18 protein-coding genes are annotated in these 18,006 nt (G+C 74.5%); 8 read left to right on the plus strand and 10 right to left on the minus strand.

All coding sequences use genetic code 11. The features are described from left to right. Positions 1-10: 10 nt before the first annotated feature. The 4 genes from RMN56_RS02570 to RMN56_RS32590 form a co-directional block, all read right to left on the minus strand. Positions 11-901: an ABC transporter permease gene (locus RMN56_RS02570; protein ID WP_313722257.1), complete on the minus strand. Its 891-nt coding sequence runs from the start codon at positions 899-901 to the stop codon at positions 11-13. Next, positions 894-1,712 (minus strand): ABC transporter ATP-binding protein, encoded by an 819-nt coding sequence (locus RMN56_RS02575; protein ID WP_313722258.1) that lies wholly within the window; start codon positions 1,710-1,712, stop codon positions 894-896. Before RMN56_RS02575 ends, RMN56_RS02570 begins: the two co-directional genes overlap by 8 nt. Continuing rightward, the gene (locus RMN56_RS02580; RefSeq protein ID WP_313722259.1) at positions 1,709-2,740 is read right to left on the minus strand and encodes an ABC transporter substrate-binding protein; all 1,032 of its coding nucleotides are present in this window, start codon (positions 2,738-2,740) and stop codon (positions 1,709-1,711) included. Before RMN56_RS02580 ends, RMN56_RS02575 begins: the two co-directional genes overlap by 4 nt. A gap of 141 nt (positions 2,741-2,881) precedes the next feature. After that, positions 2,882-2,959 (minus strand): putative leader peptide, encoded by a 78-nt coding sequence (locus RMN56_RS32590; RefSeq protein ID WP_349881247.1) that lies wholly within the window; start codon positions 2,957-2,959, stop codon positions 2,882-2,884. A 241-nt stretch (positions 2,960-3,200) separates the two neighbouring features. On the opposite strand from RMN56_RS32590, the gene RMN56_RS02585 reads away from it, so the two are divergent. Next, complete coding sequence (locus tag RMN56_RS02585; protein WP_262284374.1) at positions 3,201-3,380, plus strand: DUF4236 domain-containing protein; 180 nt, start codon at positions 3,201-3,203, stop codon at positions 3,378-3,380. Positions 3,381-3,488: 108 nt separating this feature from the next. Next, positions 3,489-4,013: a potassium channel family protein gene (locus RMN56_RS02590; RefSeq protein WP_313722260.1), complete on the plus strand. Its 525-nt coding sequence runs from the start codon at positions 3,489-3,491 to the stop codon at positions 4,011-4,013. On the opposite strand, the gene RMN56_RS02595 is transcribed toward RMN56_RS02590, so the two are convergent. Next, entirely contained in the window at positions 3,973-4,881 is a 909-nt protein-coding gene (locus RMN56_RS02595; RefSeq protein ID WP_313722261.1) for a hypothetical protein, read from the minus strand. The two genes, RMN56_RS02590 and RMN56_RS02595, sit on opposite strands and share 41 nt — an antisense overlap. A gap of 24 nt (positions 4,882-4,905) precedes the next feature. Further along, positions 4,906-5,427: a VOC family protein gene (locus RMN56_RS02600; RefSeq protein WP_262284377.1), complete on the minus strand. Its 522-nt coding sequence runs from the start codon at positions 5,425-5,427 to the stop codon at positions 4,906-4,908. Positions 5,428-5,477: 50 nt separating this feature from the next. On the opposite strand from RMN56_RS02600, the gene RMN56_RS02605 reads away from it, so the two are divergent. From RMN56_RS02605 to RMN56_RS02615, 3 genes are read left to right on the plus strand one after another with little or no spacing between them, the layout of a single operon-like run. Next, the gene (locus tag RMN56_RS02605; protein WP_313722262.1) at positions 5,478-5,948 is read left to right on the plus strand and encodes a MarR family winged helix-turn-helix transcriptional regulator; all 471 of its coding nucleotides are present in this window, start codon (positions 5,478-5,480) and stop codon (positions 5,946-5,948) included. Between the two features lie 48 nt (positions 5,949-5,996). Further along, on the plus strand, positions 5,997-7,559 hold the full coding sequence (locus RMN56_RS02610) for a tetratricopeptide repeat protein (RefSeq protein WP_313722263.1): 1,563 nt from the start codon (positions 5,997-5,999) through the stop codon (positions 7,557-7,559). Positions 7,560-7,616: 57 nt separating this feature from the next. After that, the gene (locus RMN56_RS02615; protein ID WP_313722264.1) at positions 7,617-9,839 is read left to right on the plus strand and encodes a hypothetical protein; all 2,223 of its coding nucleotides are present in this window, start codon (positions 7,617-7,619) and stop codon (positions 9,837-9,839) included. Positions 9,840-9,850: 11 nt separating this feature from the next. Here RMN56_RS02615 and RMN56_RS02620 read toward each other — a convergent pair whose 3' ends face one another. Next, the gene (locus RMN56_RS02620; RefSeq protein ID WP_313722265.1) at positions 9,851-11,299 is read right to left on the minus strand and encodes a sensor histidine kinase; all 1,449 of its coding nucleotides are present in this window, start codon (positions 11,297-11,299) and stop codon (positions 9,851-9,853) included. Continuing rightward, complete coding sequence (locus tag RMN56_RS02625) at positions 11,296-11,952, minus strand: response regulator transcription factor (protein ID WP_313722266.1); 657 nt, start codon at positions 11,950-11,952, stop codon at positions 11,296-11,298. The genes RMN56_RS02620 and RMN56_RS02625 overlap by 4 nt, the downstream gene beginning before the upstream one ends. Positions 11,953-12,048: 96 nt before the next feature. Here RMN56_RS02625 and RMN56_RS02630 point away from each other — a divergent pair, with 96 nt between their 5' ends. Together RMN56_RS02630 and RMN56_RS02635 are read left to right on the plus strand one after the other, a co-directional pair. Next, entirely contained in the window at positions 12,049-13,179 is a 1,131-nt protein-coding gene (locus tag RMN56_RS02630) for a LolA family protein (RefSeq protein ID WP_313722267.1), read from the plus strand. A gap of 207 nt (positions 13,180-13,386) precedes the next feature. After that, positions 13,387-15,681 carry a HelD family protein gene (locus tag RMN56_RS02635; RefSeq protein WP_512699744.1) on the plus strand — a complete coding sequence of 765 codons (2,295 nt, stop codon included), beginning with the start codon at positions 13,387-13,389 and terminating at the stop codon, positions 15,679-15,681. Between the two features lie 171 nt (positions 15,682-15,852). Here the strand turns inward: RMN56_RS02635 and RMN56_RS02640 are convergent, their stop codons facing one another. Next, positions 15,853-16,275, minus strand: coding sequence for a hypothetical protein (locus tag RMN56_RS02640; protein ID WP_313722268.1), 423 nt, complete (start codon positions 16,273-16,275; stop codon positions 15,853-15,855). A gap of 292 nt (positions 16,276-16,567) precedes the next feature. On the opposite strand from RMN56_RS02640, the gene RMN56_RS02645 reads away from it, so the two are divergent. Further along, the gene (locus tag RMN56_RS02645; RefSeq protein WP_313722269.1) at positions 16,568-16,948 is read left to right on the plus strand and encodes a hypothetical protein; all 381 of its coding nucleotides are present in this window, start codon (positions 16,568-16,570) and stop codon (positions 16,946-16,948) included. 60 nt (positions 16,949-17,008) lie between these two features. Here RMN56_RS02645 and RMN56_RS02650 read toward each other — a convergent pair whose 3' ends face one another. Continuing rightward, on the minus strand, positions 17,009-17,965 hold the full coding sequence (locus tag RMN56_RS02650; protein WP_313722270.1) for a sporulation protein: 957 nt from the start codon (positions 17,963-17,965) through the stop codon (positions 17,009-17,011). Positions 17,966-18,006 lie beyond the last annotated feature (41 nt).

Here is an 18,006-nt window from a genome sequence, read left to right on the forward strand (position 1 = left end):
GGGGGTCCTCTCAGGCGGTGACGTCGACGCGCCAGGTGGAGAAGCGGCGTTCCCCGGCGACGAGGAGTTGGTTGACGACCAGGCCGATGGCGGAGATCGTGATGATCCCGGCGTACATGTCGGGGATCGCGAAGTTGTACTGCGCGTAGTTGATGAGGTAGCCGAGGCCGGCCTTCGCGCCGACCATCTCGGCGGCGACCAGCACGAGGATCGAGTACGCCCCGGCGAGCCGGACGCCGGTGAAGATGGTCGGCACGGCCGCCGGCAGGATCACCTTCTGGAACAGGCGCAGGTGGTTGAGCCCCATCGAGCGGGCCGAGCGGACCAGCAGCGGGTCCACTCCCTTCACCCCGGCGATGGTGTTCAGCAGGATCGGCCAGGAGCAGGCGTAGACCACCAGGGCGATCTTGGAGGTCTCGCCCAGGCCGAGGATGAGCACGAAGACCGGCAGCAGCGCCAGCGCGGCGGTGTTGCGGAACACCTCCAGCAGCGGGCTGAGCAGGTCGGCGAGCGGCCGGTACCAGCCGATCAGCAGGCCCAGCGGGATGGCGGCGGCCACCGCCAGGGCCAGCCCGGTGAGCGAGCGGGTCAGGCTCGCGCCGACGTGGTCGGCGAGCTGCCCGGTGCGCAGCAGCGTCCACCAGGCGGTGAGCACCTCGGACAGCGGGGGCAGGAAGACCCGGTCGACCAGCCCGGCCCGGGGCGCGGTCTCCCAGATCCCGGCCAGGGCCAGCAGCGCGACGCCGCGGTGCAGGGCCCGACCGCCGAACCCGAGCAGCCGCCCGGGCAGGGTGGGCGCGGCGGCGGGGGCCGCCGGGGGCCCGGCGGGCCGGGCCGCCGGTGCTGGGGGCGCTGCGGGCCGGCCCGCCGCCCCCGCAGGCCGTTCGGCGATGTCAACCAACGCGGGCCTCCTCCCGTACGGCGGACTGGGCGGCACGCACCTCGTCGCGCAGCAGCGTCCAGATCTGGTGCCGGTGGTGCCGGAACGCGTCGGAGGAGCGCAGGTCCTCCTCCGCCTCCCGGTCGCCCAGTTCGATGTCGATGACCTCCTTGATCCGCCCCGGGCGGGAGGTCATCACGGCGACCCGCTGACCGAGGTGGACGGCCTCGTCGATGCCGTGGGTGATGAAGACGACCGTCTTGCCGGTGGCCTGCCAGATCCGGACCAGCTCGTCCTGGAGCGAGTCGCGGGTCTGCGCGTCGAGCGCCGCGAACGGCTCGTCCATGAGCAGCACGTCGGGGTCGTACGCGAGACTGCGGGCGATGGCCACCCGCTGCTTCATGCCGCCGGACAGCTCGTGCGGGTAGCGGTCGGCGAACCCGGCGAGCCCGACCAGGTCGAGGTGGTGGGCGATCAGGTCGGCGGGGTGGGCGCGCGGCACGCCCTTGGCCTCCAGTCCGAACGCGACGTTGCCGGCGGCGGTGCGCCAGGGCAGCAGCGCGTACTGCTGGAAGACGATGCCCCGGTCCAGGCCGGGCCCGGTGACCGGGCGACCGTCGACCAGCACCTGCCCGCCGGTGGGGGCGGAGAGCCCGCCCAACAGGTCGAGCAGGGTGGACTTGCCGCAGCCGCTGGGGCCGACGACGACCAGGAACTCGCCGGGGCGTACGCCGAGGGTCAGCTCGTCGAGCGCGGTGACCGCGCCGCCGCTGCCCCGCCGGCCCGGGAAGACCTTCGTCACCCGGTCGAAGAGGATCTTGTCGGTGCTCACGCGCCACCCCCACCGGCGGCGAACTCGTTGAACCGGTTCGTGTAGAGGTCGGCGGGCTTCGGCCGGGCGCCCTTCAGCTCGCCCGAGTCGGCCAGCCAGTCGATCCAGGTGCCGAACTCGCGGTCTCTGATCACGCCGCCCGTGCCGGCGACGCCGGTGGACTTCCAGTACCGCACCAGCGAGGGGTCCTCGTTGCGGCCGCGCTTCGCGATGATCGCCTCCAGCCGGGCCACGACGGTCTCGCGGGGCTGGGTGCGGGCCCACTCGACGGCCTTGCCCACCGCGCTGACGAACGCCCGGACGGTGGCCGGGTTGCGCCTCATGAAGTCGTCCCGGAAGACGTAGCTGCCCCCGCTGAACGCGCCGAGCAGCTCGTAGTCGGTGAAGACGGTGCGGACGCCGCCGGCCGCGACCGCCTTGTCGCGGATGACGCCGCCGAGCACGGCGACGTCGATCTGCTTCTGCCGCAGCGACTGCTCGGTGTTGACCGGGGGCAGCGCGACCAGTTCGACCTTGGCGATCTCGGCGGGGGTCAGTCCGCCCTTGACGAGCCAGGTCTTGAGCACCGCCTCGGCGTGCGCGCCGAGCGTGTTCATGCCGACCTTCTTCCCGATCAGGTCGCGGGGGCCGCGGATCGGGCTGTCCTGCAGCACGTAGTAGCCCTGGAAGGTCTGCGCGTCGGAGCCGTAGTAGGCCACCACGGCGGTGATCGGCGCGTGCGCGGCCCGGAGCTTGACGATGGCGCCGTTGAAGGCGCCGCCGAAGTCGGTCTGGCCGGTGGCGGTGGCCTGGATGTCGGCGGGGCCGCCGGTGACGTTGCCGATCCAGTCGAGCCTGACGTCGCCGAGGTAGCCGAGGTCGGCGGCGAGTTCGGGAAGGGTCACCTGGCCGACCGAGCCCTGGTAGCGCAGCTCGGTGGTCTGCCGGCCGCCGGCGCCGTCGGCGCCGCAGCCCGCGGCGGCGGTGAGGGCGAGCAGGGTGACGGCGGCGGCGAGGGTACGCCGCGGCGACTGACGGGTCGAGGGCATGGAGAGGTCTCCTGATCTGTCCACGATGCGGTGGCGAGGGCCCGCGAGGGGCGCGAGAGCACGCCGCTGCCGGCCGGGCCACGATGCGCCGGCGACGGGAGCGGACGGGCGGAGGAGATGCGACGACCGGAAGCGGTCAGCTCAACAGAGCGCGCTCGCGTGCCGGACCAGGTCGACGTGCACGCGAGCGGTGAGGAGAAGCTCGTCCCGCTGCGACATGACCTCATGCTGCCGACCGTTCTCTGCGCCGGTCAACGCCCTTCCACAGAGTGAGACTTGCGTCGCTGGCTTTGTTAACACCCGTTGCGACCAGCATTTACCGCCCCTTAACACCTACCCGTTGGATAGAGATTGTGACGGGTGGGACAGGCACCGTCCAGACCGGATCGGAGCGGGTTTCGCGAACCGCCGTTTCGGGCATGTTCGATCCCGCAGACGCAGGGAGACAAAGGAGGACCCCATGGGCATCCAGTTCCGCAAGCGCAAGAAGTACGGTCCGGTGATCCTCCACTTCACGGAGAACGGCTTCTCGTCCTGGAGCCTCAAGATCGGCCGGTGGTCGTGGAACTCCAACACCCGCGCCCACCGCGTGGACCTGCCGGGGCCGCTCTCCTGGAAGCAGGACAAGACCCGGGCGTGACCTCCCGAGGTCGCGCGGGGTGCCGGTGTTTCACCGGCACCCCGCTCGGCGTCGGGCGGGCTTCCCCGTTCGGCCGACGGGAATGCCGCCACGGCGGAGAATCGCGGGGTGGCGGACCAGTCCTTCCGGCGGGAGCGGCGGCGGGCCGCGGCGGCCGTCGCGCTGCTGCTGCTCGCCTACTTCGTGGTCCCCGTCGAGCCGGACCCGAACGGCCTGCGCCTCGCCCTGCGTTCCGCCGGCACCCTGATCCTCGTGCTCGTGGTCGCGTTCCTGGTCACCGGCCAGGTACGCCGCCAGCTCGCCGCCACCCCACCGACGGGTGACGCGGAGACCCGGGCGCTGATCCGGCTCACCGTCGCCCTGATCGCCGGGCTGCTGGTCTTCGCCCTGGCCGACTACGTGGTGGCGAACAGCCGACCGGCCGAGTTCAGCGGCCTGCGCACCCGGATCGACGCGCTCTACTTCGCGCTCGCCACGCTCACCACGGTCGGCTACGGCGACGTCAACGCCGAGGGGCAGATCGCCCGGGTGGTGGTCTGCGCGCAGATGGTGTTCAGCATCGGGGTGATCGCCACCGGGGCGTCCATGGTGGTCAGGCAGATGTCCCAGCGGCCCCGCCCGACACGGCGCTGATCAGCACGTCCCCGCCGAGCCGGCCGTGTTCGGGGTCGCGGGACACCGCGCCGGCGGCGAGCAGCGAGGCGAGCGCCCGGTTGGCGTCGGCGGCCCGGTAGACCGTCGAGGTGGCGGCGAAGCGGCGCAGCTCGGTCACCGTACGCGGGCCGGAGCGGGCGAGTTCGGCCAGCAGTTCACGGCGCAGCGGGCCGGGTTCCGGGTCGAGGCTGATGTCGAGCAGCCGCCCCGCCGGGTCGGCCGGGTCGCGGTAGCGCACCCCCGCGTACTCGTCGACCGCCCAGAGCGCGTCCTTGACCGCCTCCAGACCCCGGTCGGAGCCGGTCGCGTAGCCGAACAGCCGGGCCGGCCCGCCGTCGGCCGGCACCAGCTCGACCTCGGTGACCAGCGGGAAGCCGGCCCCGGTCAGCGCCGCGCGCAGCGACCGGCCGGGCGCGGTGACCAGCAGCACCTCGGCCGGGCGGCCGGACGCGGCGGCAGCCAGCAGGGCCCGGTCGGGCTCGCCGCCGTCGACCACGGTGAACAGCGGGGCGCCCGCCGCGCCGGCCGCCTTGAGCGCCACCGGCAGCCGGTCCGGCCGGCCCGGCACCACGTGCACGGCGACGTCCGCGGGCAGGGCGGCCTCGGCCGCGCCCAGCCGGGCGGGCAGCTCCGCGCCGCCGTCGGCGACCACGAGCACGGTCAGCCGCCGGCCGCGCAACCGGTCGGCGAACTCGGCCACCACCCGCAGCGCGGCCTCCGCGCCACCGACGTCACTCCCGGCGTACGCGAGGGCGAGGGTGGCCCGCCGCGAACGGTGCAGCGCGGCGGGCAACCAGTGGTCGAGTTGCCGGACGAGCAGCTCGCGCAGGACGGCGTCGGTCGACATGCTGCCGTTCTACCGCATGGACGGTCAGGCCGGAACGGAGATCCCCACGCCGCCGCGGGTCTGGCCGCCGTAGCGCTGCCGCTCGCGGTCCAGGTCGAGCCGGCCGATCCGCTTGCGGGCGGCGAGGGCCGCGTCGTCGAGCAGGGCGGCCGGAACGATCCACACGATCTCGAACTCCAGCCCGTCGGGGTCGCGGCCGTAGAGGCTCTTGGTGGTCCCGTGGTCCGAGGTGCCCACCAGGGCGCCGGCGGCGGCCAGCCGCTCGGCGGTGGCGGCCAGCTCGTCCAGGGTGTCCAACTCCCAGGCGAGGTGGTAGAGGCCGACGGTGGCCCGGCCGGCCGGCGAGGGTCCGGCGGCCGCGCCGATCTCGAACAGCCCGAGGTCGTGGTCGTTGGTGGAGTCGGGCGCCTGGAGGAACGCGGCGCCCCGGAAGCCGTCCGGCGTCATCGGCACCGGGCGGAAGCCGAGCACGTCGCGGTAGAAGGCGACGCTGCGGTCGAGGTCACGGACGTAGAGGACGGCGTGGTTGAGGCGGTGGATTCCCATGACACCGACCGTAGCGCGGTTTTGTTGAGCGTTCAACAACTTGCGGTATGATGGCCGTCATGACCCGGTGGCTGGACCCCGACGAGCAGCGGACCTGGCGGGCGTTCCTCACCGCCTCCCGCGCGCTGATGGACACCCTCGACCGCGAGCTGCAACGCGACGCCGGGATGCCGCACGCCTACTACGAGATCCTGGTCCGGCTCTCCGAGGCCCCCGACCGGCGGCTGCGGATGAGCGACCTGGCCGACGCCACCGGCTCCTCCCGCAGCCGCCTCTCGCACGCCGCCGCCCGCCTGGAGGCCGCCGGGTGGATCCGCCGGGAGGAGTGCCCTACCGACCGGCGCGGCCAGCTCGCCGTCCTCACCGACGCGGGCTTCGCCACCCTGGCCGCCGCCGCGCCCGGCCACGTCGCCGGGGTACGCCGGCACCTGTTCGACGCGCTCAGCCCGGCCCAGGTCGACCAGCTCCGGCGGATCAGCGAGACCCTCGCCGACCACCTGACCGGATCGCGACCAAACTGATCCACAGCGGGGGTTGTACTTACCGTCGTCGGATGAGCACGATGGGGCGTGTCCTCCGGCTTCGCTGACCTGACTGTCCAGGCGCACCACCTGGTGTCCGAAGGCGACCTCACCGGTGCCCAGCAACTGCTCGCCGACGCCCTGAGCGACGCCGATCCCCGCCCCGCCAACGCCTCCGCCGAGCTGGCCGAGGCCGCCGGCCTGCAGGCCCGGGTGCTCGTGGCGCTCGGCGAACCGCACTCCGCGCGCGGCTGGGCCGCGTTCGCGTACGCGGCGACCACCCGGCTGTTCGGGCGCTCCGACGATCGCACGGTCACCGCCGCCGCGACCCTGGCCGCCGTGCTGCACCGGGTCGGCAGCGACGCCCGCGCCGCGCGGCTCTACTCCGACGTCATCATCGAGCTGACCGCCCGCGACGGGCCGGAGTCGCAGCGGGTGCTGGCCGCGCACGCCGACCTGGCCACCGTGGAATACGCCCGCGGCCAGTGCGACGTGGCCCGCGACCGGTTGCAGGACGCCTGGGAGCTGCACCACGAGGTCTACGGCGACGGCCACCCCAGCGGCATCAAGATGCTGGCCAAGCTCGGCGCCATGGAACGCGACTGCGGCCGCTATGCCGAGTCCCACGAGCACCTGACCCTCGCCGAGGAGCTGTGCCGGGAGCACCTGGCCGCGGACGACCCGCTGTGCACCCAGGTCGCCGGGCTGGTCCGGGCCGCCGCCGACCCGGACCACGTCTGCGGCGCGGCGGAGCCACCGCCCCGGGAGACCCCGGTGGTGCCGGCCGCCCGCGTCCCCCCGCCCGCCGAGGGGCCACCCGACCTGCCGCCCTACCAGCCGCCGACGCTCGACGACCCGGTCGAGACGCCGCTCTACCGCCCGCCGGACCGGGCCGAGGGCCCGCACGTGCCGACGCCCCGCACCCCGCCCGACGCGGACGACGAGGCGTTCGCCGACTACCCGTGGCCGCCGGACGAGCCGGCCGACGAGCCCTGGCGGCCCGGGGAGAGCGCGCTGCCGCCGACCGTGGTCGGGCTGACCGACTCCGAGCCGGCGGGCGTACGCCGGGTGTCCCCGGCCGCCGAGCCCGAGGCGCCGTCGCGCTACCTGCCGGTGCACGTGCCCCGGCCGCCCACCGCCGAGCGCCGGAACACGCCGTGGCTGCCACTCGTGGTGGCCGGGGTGGTGGTGGCGCTGCTGCTCGGCACCATCGCGGTGATCGCCGGGGTGTCCCGGGTGGACGGCGGGCGGGACAGCCCGGCGCCCGCGCCGACCGGGCGGGCCTCCTCGGCGGGTCCCACCGCCGGCACGCCGATCGCCGCGCCGGCCGCCACGCCGGGCACCCCGCCCGGGCAGCTCGCCCTGACCGACCGGCGGGACAGCATCGTGCTGAGCTGGACCTACCCGGCCGGGGCCGAGGGGCCCGTGGTGATCGCCGGTGGTCGCTCCGGGCAGCCGCAGCGCACCTTCCTGACCCTGCCCGCCGGCTCCGTCGACTACATCGCCTACGGCCTCGACCGCACCACCGACTACTGCTTCACGGTCGCGCTGGTCTGGTCCACCGACAGCGTCGCGCGGACCGGCCCGGTCTGCACGAAACGGCGCCGCTGACCGTCGGGTTGTGCCGTATCGGCGGTGCGCCCGCCGTGGGTCTGTGACCCTGTCGTCGTGGACACCGGACCGGGGGGCGACACCGTCGAGCTGAGGGTGCACGGGGTGTCCGGCGGGACCGCGGAGAAGATCCTCGACCATCCGATCGTGGACCGGGTCGCCGGGGACGGCCACGCCGGGTTCTACCGGCCCCGGCCCGGAGCCGGGCCGGCGGGCGGGGCCACCGCCGGGATCGCCGTCGAGGCGTACCGCTGGGGTGCGCTGACGGCCGGCACCGCCGTGCGGACGGCCTCCATGCTGTTGCTCCTGCCGTTCATGCTGAGCAACCTCGCGATCCGGTTGCGCCCGGCATCGACCGACCGGTCCGCCCTGTTCGCGGTGCTGTGCCGGCTGCTGGCCGGAACCCTCACGGCCGCGTTCGTGCTCTCCCTCATCGGGGTGACGCTGGACCTCGTCGCCTGGCAGTGCGTGCCCTACCACCGGTGCCGCGAAGGCCGCCCCTACCTGTCCTGGCTGCACGCCCTGCCGATGGGCCCCCGGCTGGCCCTGCTCGCGCTCGTCCCGCTGTTCGCGCTGCGCGTCATCTGGAGCCTGGGCGCCCGCTCGGCGCGGGCGTTCGAGGGGTTCGGCACACCGCCGTCCCGCCCCCGGCCCTTCCTGGTCGACGAGAGCCTCAGCCTGCCGGGATTCTGGGACGACGAGCGGACGCCGGCGTGGCTTCGGCGGATCCACGTGGCGATCGGCGCCGGCACGCTGGATGCCAGCCTGCTCGCCGGGATCTCCTCCGCGGACGGCGTGGCCGGCCCGATCCTGTTCGGCGCGGCCCTCGGCCTGCTCGCCTGCTGCGCGGTGCTGCTCTGCCTGCCCGTGCCGACCACCCCGCGGACGGTCCGCCGCGTGCTGCGCGCGTTGTCGGCAGCGACCGCCGCGGTGACCCTCCTGAGCCTCGGCTACGCCGCCCTGGCCCGCGACATCCGTCCGCTGCCCGGGCAACTGCCCGGCTACGAGGGGACGGTCGGTGGCCTGATCGCGGCGCAGGGCCTCCTCCTGGTGGCGCTCGCCCTCGTCACGGCGGCGCCCCGGGCGACCGGCAGCCGGCCCTTCCTGGCCGGGCTCGGCATGCCGGTCGTGGCGGCGGCCTCGGTGACGGTCGCCGGCGCCCTCGCCGCCGCCCTGGTCTTCCGGGTCGCCGACTTCCTCGACCGTGCCTCCGTCCCCGGCCCGATCCGGCCCGACCCGTCGGACACCGCTCCCCTGGACCCGCCGGTCGCCTACTGGTGGGCCGCGCTGGCCGGCCTCGCCGCACTGGTGATCGCCACCGCCTCCGCCTCCCTCACGCTCCTGGCCACCCGCCGCAGGAGGCGGCGCCGCGCCGCGCAGATCGTGGAGCGGGACTACCCGGAGGTCCCGGCCCGGGAAACGAACAGGCGCGAGGAGGTCCGGGAGACCATCGCCAGATCCCGGGTGGCCGAGGAACTGGGGCCCATCCTCATCACGTTCCTCGTGATGTCCTCGCTCGGCCTGGCCACCATCGCGTTCGACGTGATCGGCATCGGGCCCACCCAGCTCGTCGGCAGGCTCACCGCGGAACCGGAGCACGCGACCCTGCTGACCGCGTACGTCACCGACGGCGGGGTCTGGCTCATCAGCCTGCTCGTCATCGGCCTCATGATCCTCGCCTTCCGCTCCTACCGGTCGGCGCAGACGCGGCGCACCGTGGCCGCCCTGTGGGACCTCGGCGACTTCTGGCCCCGTACCGTCCACCCCTTCGCGCCGCCCTGCTACGCCGCCCGGGCCGTGCCCGAACTCGCCAAACGGGTGTCCGCGCTCGGCGCGCACGGCAAGGTGGTCATCTCGGGACACAGCCACGGCTCCGTCCTGGCCGCGGCCACGATCCTGCAACTGCCGCCGGACGTCCTGCGCCGCGTGGCGCTGCTGACCCACGGGTCCCCGCTGAGCCGTCTCTACACGCGCCTCTACCCCGCCTACCTCGGCCCGCGGACACTGTGCGCCCTGGGCGACCGGCTCGACTGGCGGTGGCGCAACCTGTGGCGCGACACGGACCCGGTCGGCGGGCCCATCTTCGACCCGTCCGAGGGCGGGCCCGCGGCCTGCGGGGTGCCGGAGACGCGGTCCGTCGACGTCCGGCTCCGCGATCCGAGCAGCCTCACCATCGATCCGGCGGACACCGTGCCGCCACCGCTGGAGCGGCACTGGCCGTACCACACCCGCACGGCGTACCAGACCGCCGTACGGGACCTCGCCGCCCGGATCGGCTGACGCCGGGGCGTTCAGTCCACCTCCGGGTCGGCCAGCGCCGGCAGCCGTACCGTCACGCGCAGCCCCGGGGCGGCCGCCGCCGGCTCGGCGTCGGCCAGCTCGACGGCGCCACCGGCCCGGCGGACCAGCTCCCGCACGATGGCCAGGCCGAGGCCGGCGCCGCCGGCGTCGCGCGCCCGGGCGTCGTCCAGCCGGGTGAAGCGGGCGAAGACCCGCTCCCGGTCCGCCGCCGGGATGCCCGGCCCGTCGTCGGTCACCGTGACCAGGTGGTACGCCGAACCGCCCCGCTGCCGGGGCACCGGCGGGTCGGCGTGCGGGCCGGTGACCGCGAGCCGCACCTCGCCGTGCGCGTGCCGCAGCGCGTTCTCCACGAGGTTGACCAGCACCCGACGCAGCTCCCCCGGGTCCCCCTCGGTCCAGAGCGGCCCGACCGGCGGGGTGTGGCGCAGCGGCGGGGACGGATAGCGCTCCGCCACCCCGCGCAGCAGCTCCCCCAGCTCCACCGGGCCGACCGCGTGCGGCGCGGGACGGTCCGGCCGGGCGGCCTGCTCGTCGAGGCGGGCCAGCAGCAGCAGGTCGTCGACGAGCCGGCTGAGCCGCTCGGTGTCGGCGAGCAGGTTCTCCGCCACGGCCGGCCAGTCCGGGTCGCCCAGCCGCCGGGCCACCTCCAGCTCGGTGCGCATGTTCGTGAGGGGGCTGCGCAGCTCGTGCGCGGCGTCGGCGACGAACGCCCGCTGCCGGTCCCGGGACGCGGCCAGCCGGTCCAGCATGTCGTTGAGGGTGACCGCCAGCCGCTGGATCTCGTCCCGCCCGGCCGGCACGGGCAGCCGCTCCGCCCCGGCCCGGCCGGTGATCTCGGCAGCCCCGCTGCGCAGCGCCTCCACCGGGCGCAGGGTCGCCCCCACCACCCGCCAGGCCACCACGGCCAGCCCGGCCACCAGCAGCGGGAAGCCGACCAGCAGCAGGTTCCGGACCACGTGCAGGCTGTGCCGGACGTCGGACATCGACTTCGCCACCAGCACGGTGCGCGGCTCGTCCGGCGTGCCCGCCGGCACGGTCACCACCCGCACCGGCCCGGTGAGGCCGACCCGCCGCCCGTCCACCACCAGCCGCTGGCGCTCCCCGGCGCGCAGCTGGTCGGCCCCGAGCATCGGCACCAGCCGGTCGGCGTCGATGGAGGCGGCCCGGATCCGGCCCTGGCCGTCGATCACCTGGACGCGGAGCTGCCCGCCGGCCACCGGCAGCGGATCGGGCAGGGCGTCCTCGGCGGCGAGCAGCGCGACGGCGTCCGCGGTGCGGAGCGCCTCGGCGTCGACGGAGCGCTGCAACGTCCAGCCGAGCGCGCCGAGCAGCAGCGCCCCGCCGAGCGCGAACCCGAGGACCAGCCCGAGCACCCCGAGCGCGAGCAGCCGGGACCGCAGCCCGAGGTCCGGCAGGAGCGCGCTGAGCCGGCGCCTCATGTGGCGAGCCGGTAGCCGGCGCCGCGGACCGTCTCCAGCCGGTCCCGGCCGATCTTGCGCCGCAGGTAGCCGACGTAGACCTCGACCGCGTTCGGCGCGGTCTCCACCGAGGCGTCCCAGACGTGGTCCAGCAGCTCGGTCTTGGAGACCACCTCGCCGGGGCGGCGCATCAGGTAGGCGAGCAGGGCGTACTCGCGGGCGGTCAGGGCCACCTCGGCCTCGGACCGGGTCACCCGCCGCCGCGCCGGATCCAACCGCAGGTCACCGACCGCGAGCACGGCCGGGCGCTCCGGCGCGCCGCGGCGCAGCAGCGCCCGCAGCCGAGCCAGCAGCACCACGTACGAGAAGGGCTTGGTGAGGTAGTCGTCGGCCCCGCAGTCCAGACCGTCGGCCTGGTCGTACTCACCGTCCTTGGCCGAGAGCATCAGCACCGGCAGCCAGCGCTCCTCGGCGCGCAGCCGGCGCACCACCTCGTACCCGGACAGCCCGGGAAGCATCACGTCGAGGATCATCGCGTCGTAGTCGCCGTGCCGGGCGGCGTCCAGCCCGCCGGGGCCGGTGGGCTCGACGTCGACCACGAAGCCCTCCGCCTGCAGACCCCGCCGCAGCGACGCGGCCAGCCGCGTCTCGTCCTCCACCACCAGCAACCGCACGGGTCAAGGGTGCCATCAGGTGACACCCCCTAGGGAATCTCCTCAGCGCTCTCACAGCGGCGCTGGTGCAGCATCTACCGTCAGGAGGTGCACATCATGTCCGTACTGAAGAACCACACCGTGCTCCGCTGGCTGGTCCCGGTGACCGCGGGGGTCGCCGTGATCGGGGGCGGCGCCGCCGTCGGCACGTTCGCGGCGGGCGCCGACCCGGCGCTGCCGCCGCGCACCGCCGCCCAACTCCTGGAGGACCTGCGGACGTCCCGCCTCGACGGGCTCTCCGGCACCGTCGTGCAGCGCGCCGACCTCGGGCTGCCTCCGATCGCCGGGCTGGTCGGGCAGGCCGCCGGTAACGATCTGGCCAGCCTGGTCAGCGGCACGCACACGCTGCGGGTCTGGTACGCCGGCCCGGAGCGGCAGCGGCTCGCCCTGGTCGACACGCTGGGCGAGCGGGACGTGGTGCGCGACGGGCGCGACGTCTGGACCTGGGACAGCCGGGCCAACACGGCGTCCCACCGGAAGCTGCCGGCGGACGCCAAGGACCTCGAGTCGGCGCCGGCCACGCCGGCCGACGCCGCCGACCGGGCGCTCGAGGCGATCGACCCGAGCACCGCGGTCACCGTGGGCCGCTCCGCCACCGTCGCCGGGCGCAGCGTGTACGAGCTGGTGCTGACCCCGCGCGACCGGGACTCGCTGGTGCACCAGGTGCGGATCGCGCTGGACGCGAAGGAGCACGTGCCGCTGCGCTTCGAGGTGCTCGCCGACGGCGTGGACGAGCCGGCGTTCGAGGTGGCCTTCACGCAGGTCGACTTCCGCACCCCGGACGCCGACCAGTTCCGGTTCAACCCGCCGCCCGGCGTGACGGTCAAGGAGGAGCCGGCGGGTGACGAGCGCGGGCCGGCCGGCCGGCAGCGCCCCGAGCGGGGCAAGGCCGACCCGGACGTGCGTACCGTGGGGACCGGCTGGACCACCGTGCTGGTGGCGAAGCTCGACGCGGCCGGCGCCGCGGGAGCGGCCGGCGGAAAGCCGGGTGCGAAGCCGGGTGAGGCGGCCGGGCCGGACGTCGACATGATGGCGAAGGTGCTCGGCGGGCTGCAGCGGGTGAGCGGCGACTGGGGCAGCGGCCGGCTGCTCACCGGCAAGCTGTTCAGCGTGCTGCTCACCGACGACGGCCGGGTGCTGGCCGGTCTCGTGCGGCCGGAGCGGCTGTACCAGGCGGCGAAGGGCTGAGATCCGCAAGGGGACTCTTCGGGGTCCGGTCGGCGTGCGCCGGCCGGGCCCCGCTTTCGTGTGCGAGCCTGCGGGTGTGACGTGGTCGCGGGTGCCGGCGGGGCTTGGTCCAGCGGCCGGCCGCGCGGTATCTTTCTCAGTTCAAACACAAAAAGGAATGGCTCCGAAAGCCATTCCTGCCGCAATTCTAGGCAATGAGGAGCCGGCTTGTCAACGCACTCCGACGTGTCGGGTGAACTGGACCAGGACGACGAGATCGGTCGCGAACAGACGTACGTCTCGATGCTCTACGACCGGTTGGACGACAAGCGGGACCAGGCCGCCCGGCGGCTCACCGAGGAGCTGCGCGCCACCGGCGGCACGAAGCAGGCCCGGTCGCAACGCGACCACGCCGTGCGGATGTACGCCGACCAGGTCGAGCAGCTCTCCGCGGTGGAGAGCGGCCTCTGCTTCGGCCGCCTCGACGGCGACGACGACTCGTGCCGCTACATCGGCCGGATCGGCATCTTCGACACCTCCGGCGACTACGACCCGCTGCTGATCGACTGGCGCGCTCCGGCCGCCCGCGCCTTCTACCTGGCGACCGCCGCCAACCCCCAGGGGGTCCGCCGGCGGCGGCACCTGCGTACCCGGGAGCGGAAGGTCACCGGGCTCAACGACGAGGTGCTGGACATCGCCGCCGCCTCCCCCACCGCCCACGAGGAGGTGACGGGCGAGGCGTCGCTGCTCGCCGCGCTGAACGCCGGGCGTACCGGCCAGATGCGCGACATCGTCGAGACCATCCAGGCCGAGCAGGACCAGATCATCCGGGCCGACCTGCCGGGCGTCATGGTGGTGCAGGGCGGGCCGGGCACCGGGAAGACCGCGGTGGCGCTGCACCGGGCCGCGTACCTGCTCTACACCCACCGCCAGCAGCTCTCCACCCGGGGCGTGCTGCTGGTCGGCCCGAACCCCACCTTCCTGCGGTACATCTCCCAGGTGCTGCCGGCGCTGGCCGAGACGGGCGTGCTGCTGCGCACCCAGGCCGATCTCTTCCCCGGCGTGCACGCCCGGCGCACCGAGCCGGCGGCCACCGCGGCGCTGAAGGGCCGTGCCGTGCTGGCCGAGGTGCTGGCCAACGCGGTGCGGGACCGGCAGTGGGTGCCGGACGAGCCGCTGGAGATCGAACTGCCCCAGCGGGAGATCCTCACCCTCGACCCGGAGACCGTGCGCCAGGCGCGGGAGCGGGTCCGCCGCACCGACCGCCCGCACAACCTCGCCCGGGCGCTGTTCGACATCGAGATCGTGCACGCGCTCGCCGACCAGGTGGCCGAGCGGATCGGCGCCGACCCGCTCGGCGGGGAGAACCTGCTCTCCGAGGCCGACCGGGCGGAGATCCGCCGGGAGCTGCGCGACGAGCCGGGGATCCGGGCCGCGCTGGACGAGCTGTGGCCGGTGCTCACCCCGCAGCGGCTGCTCGCCGACCTGTTCGAGTCGCCGGAGCGGATCGCCGCCGCCGCGCCGATGCTCACCGACGCGGAGCGGGCCGCGCTGCACCGCGAGCCGGGCGGCTGGACGCCGGCCGACGTGCCGCTGCTGGACGAGGCGGCCGAACTGCTCGGCGAGGACGAGCGCGCCGCCGCCGCCCGCCGGGAGCGGATCCGCGCCCTGGAACGCGAGTACGCCGAGGGCGTGCTGGAGATCTGGCGGGGTTCGCGCTCGATCGACGTGGAGGACGAGGCGGACGGCGGCGAGATCCTCGGTGTCACCGACCTGATCGACGCCGACCGGCTCTCCGAGCGGCAGGAGGAGGCCGACCGGCTCACCACCGCGCAGCGTGCCGCCGCCGACCGCACGTGGGCGTTCGGGCACGTGATCGTCGACGAGGCGCAGGAGCTGTCGCCGATGGCCTGGCGCCTGCTCATGCGCCGGTGCCCGAGCCGGTCGATGACGATCGTGGGGGACGTGGCACAGACCGGGGCGCTCGCCGGCACGCCGTCCTGGCAGGAGGCGCTGGCCCCGTACGTGGCGGACCGGTGGCGGCTGGAGGAGCTGACCGTCAGCTACCGCACCCCGGCCGAGATCATGGCGGTCGCCGCCGAGGTGCTGGCCGAGATCGACCCGGCGCTGCGCCCACCCCGCTCCGTACGCGCCAGCGGCGTGCCGCCGTGGGACCGCACGGTGCCGGCGGACCGGCTCGCCGCCGAGCTGGTCGAGGCGACCGCGCGGGAGGCCGCCCGGCTGACCGACGGCCGGCTCGGGGTGATCGTGCCGGCCGGCAAGGTGGACGAGCTGGGGGCGGCGGTCGTCGCGGCGCTGCCCGAGGCGACGGTCGGCGAGCAGCCGGAGCTGGCGAACCGGGTGGTGGTGCTCACCACCGAGCAGGCCAAGGGCCTGGAGTTCGACTCGGTACTGGTGGTGGACCCGGACGAAATCGTCGCCGAGTCCCCCCGCGGCCACAGCGACCTCTACGTGGCCCTGACCCGAGCCACCCAACGCCTGGGCATCCTCCGCGCCCCCTGACCCCCCCGGCCCCCCACCCCGGCGATCATGAGGTTGGCGGCGAAAACGGAGATCCACACCGCCGTCAACCTCATGATCGACGCAGGCGGGAGGGGCGGGCGGGTGCCGGCCCGGTGGGCGCGCGCGGAGGGGGCGGCCAAGGCCGCCCCCTCCGCCTCTTTGTGCCGGGTGTCAGCCGGGGTTGGCCTGGTCGTTGGTGAAGTTGCCGACCTGGCTGCCGGTCGACGAGGCGTCGCTGGTGGAGCCGCCGGCCGGGGTGCTCAGGCCGCCGGTGGTGGCGTCGCCCGTGGTCGTCGGCGCCACCGTGCCCCGGTGCTGCTCCGGCTGGCGAGCCACCCGGCGGACGCTGGCCGGACCGGCGGTGCCGCCGGTCGTGGTGACCGCGCCCTGGCCCCGGGTCGGGCCGCCGTCGCGCAACATGTTCGGGTCGACCGGGGCGTGCGCCGGGTCGTCCGGATCCTCCTCCTGGATGACCCGCAGCACGTCGGTCTGCGGCACGGTGACCTCGTCGAGCGCGCCCTCGCCGTAGACGCCGCCGGCGACCCGCTCCTCGGCCCGCCGGGCGGCCTGCTGCCGCATGTCGTCCTCACGCACGTGAACCACCTCGCAGATTTCTCGGGATCTTCCTTGCGTGCCCGACGACCGCAGGCTGAAACCGGCCGGCCCCCGACTGCGCCGGCTATCCGCCCGGATGTCCGTTTCCCGGCATCGCCCCGGCGTCCTGGCGCCTGCGCTCCTATTCGGCCGGGAGGTGGCGTTACCTCACCGGGGCCAGGGGTAGACGGTGGGTGCCCCCGCCACAGTGCGCGAACCGTGCCGTGGCCGACCTGCGGCAGCGGGGCGGGTGGTGTGCAGAGAACGACTCATCAAATCCTGAGGAGGACAGATGAGCACGCAGGCTGCATCCGCCAGGCCGACGAACCGGCCGGCACAGGACATGTCCAACCGGGCCGCCATGCAGGAGACGCCGACCCGCCCCATGCCGATGATGCACGACGGGCACCGGGAGCAGGCGATCGCGGCGCCGGGCACCGAGACCAAGCCGTCGCTCCGGACGACCGAATTCTGGGTCTACATCGCGTCCGTGGTGGCCGTGCTGGCGGCGTCCTTCCTGGTCGGCAAGAACTCGGTCGGGGTGGACATCTTCCGCGCCAACCAGGCCTGGTTCTTCATCACGCTGCTGACCATCGGTTACCTGGGTAGCCGTGGTCTGGCCAAGGCCGGAAGCAACTTCCGCAGCGGCGAGGAGCGCAAGGCCCGGCACTGACCGGAGCCACTCCTGAGACGATGCCCCCGGGGAACTCCCCGGGGGCATCGTCGCGTGTGGTCACTCTCCGCCGAAATCGCCGAAATCGCCGAAATCGCCCTCGAAGGCGTCCTCGATCAGCTCACCGGCGACCAGGCCGCCCGCCACGCCCAGCGCGGCGCCGGCCACCATGCCGCCCATCCCCGCGCCGCGGTGGCCGTGGTGCCCGCGCGGCGCGCCGAAGCCCTGCGCGCGCAGGTTGCCGTAGCGCGAGGTGGTCTCCCGCAGCCAGCCGTCGACCACCTGCACCCAGTCGGTGCGGCCCGCGTCGCTGTGCGGGACGGCGTAGCGGCCGAAGGCGTCGTGCCCGGGGGTGAGGAAGCCGCCGCGCTTGTCGCACTCCAGGATCACCTCGACGCCGTGCTGGCTGGTCACGAAGGTCAGCTCGACCTCGTTTGTGACCCGGGCGTACTGGGGCGCGGCGAAGAACTCGATCTCCTGGTAGAAGGGCAGCGTCTGCTGCACCCCACGGATGTGGCCGCGCTCCAGGTCGGCGTGCTTGAAGCGGAAGCCGAGCGCCTGGAAGGCGTCGAGGATGCGTTCGTGGATCGGCAGCGGGTGCACCGCCACCTGGTCCAGGTCGGACTTGTCCACGGCCCGGGCCACCGCCAGCTCGGTGCGCAGACCCATGGTCATGCCGTGCAGCCGCTGGCCGTACACGTCGGTGACCGGGGTCTCCCACGGCACCGGGAGCTGGAACGGGATGGACAGCTGCTGCTTCGGGGCCAGCTGCAGCGGCCCGCTCACCGACATCCGGTGGAACTCCATGACGCCGGCGTACTCGGTGTCACCGCTCTCGATCTCGACCCGGGTGACGAGGCCGACGGTGATCTGCTCGATGCTCGCCGGCGCGTCGCCGCCGACCAGGTTGACGTGCCCGTCCAGGGTCAGGCCCGGCCGGGTGTTGGGGTTGGTCAGCACGGTGTCGACGCTCGGGCCGCCCACGCCGAACGCGCTCAACATCTTCTTGAAGACCATGCTCACCCCTGCGGGACGGCGCTCTCTGAAGAGCGTCGGAC

The organism is Micromonospora halotolerans, assembly GCF_032108445.1.
GTDB classification, from domain to species: domain Bacteria; phylum Actinomycetota; class Actinomycetes; order Mycobacteriales; family Micromonosporaceae; genus Micromonospora; species Micromonospora halotolerans.

Coding starts and splice junctions, on each gene's coding strand:
- RMN56_RS02580 (WP_313722259.1), bottom strand. CDS start 2,740: ATGCCCTCGACCCGTCAGTCGCCGCGGCGTACCCTCGCCGCCGCCGTC.
- RMN56_RS32590 (WP_349881247.1), bottom strand. CDS start 2,959: ATGTCGCAGCGGGACGAGCTTCTCCTCACCGCTCGCGTGCACGTCGAC.
- RMN56_RS02585 (WP_262284374.1), top strand. CDS start 3,201: ATGGGCATCCAGTTCCGCAAGCGCAAGAAGTACGGTCCGGTGATCCTC.
- RMN56_RS02595 (WP_313722261.1), bottom strand. CDS start 4,881: ATGTCGACCGACGCCGTCCTGCGCGAGCTGCTCGTCCGGCAACTCGAC.
- RMN56_RS02600 (WP_262284377.1), bottom strand. CDS start 5,427: ATGGGAATCCACCGCCTCAACCACGCCGTCCTCTACGTCCGTGACCTC.
- RMN56_RS02605 (WP_313722262.1), top strand. CDS start 5,478: ATGGCCGTCATGACCCGGTGGCTGGACCCCGACGAGCAGCGGACCTGG.
- RMN56_RS02620 (WP_313722265.1), bottom strand. CDS start 11,299: ATGAGGCGCCGGCTCAGCGCGCTCCTGCCGGACCTCGGGCTGCGGTCC.
- RMN56_RS02630 (WP_313722267.1), top strand. CDS start 12,049: ATGTCCGTACTGAAGAACCACACCGTGCTCCGCTGGCTGGTCCCGGTG.
- RMN56_RS02645 (WP_313722269.1), top strand. CDS start 16,568: ATGAGCACGCAGGCTGCATCCGCCAGGCCGACGAACCGGCCGGCACAG.
- RMN56_RS02650 (WP_313722270.1), bottom strand. CDS start 17,965: ATGGTCTTCAAGAAGATGTTGAGCGCGTTCGGCGTGGGCGGCCCGAGC.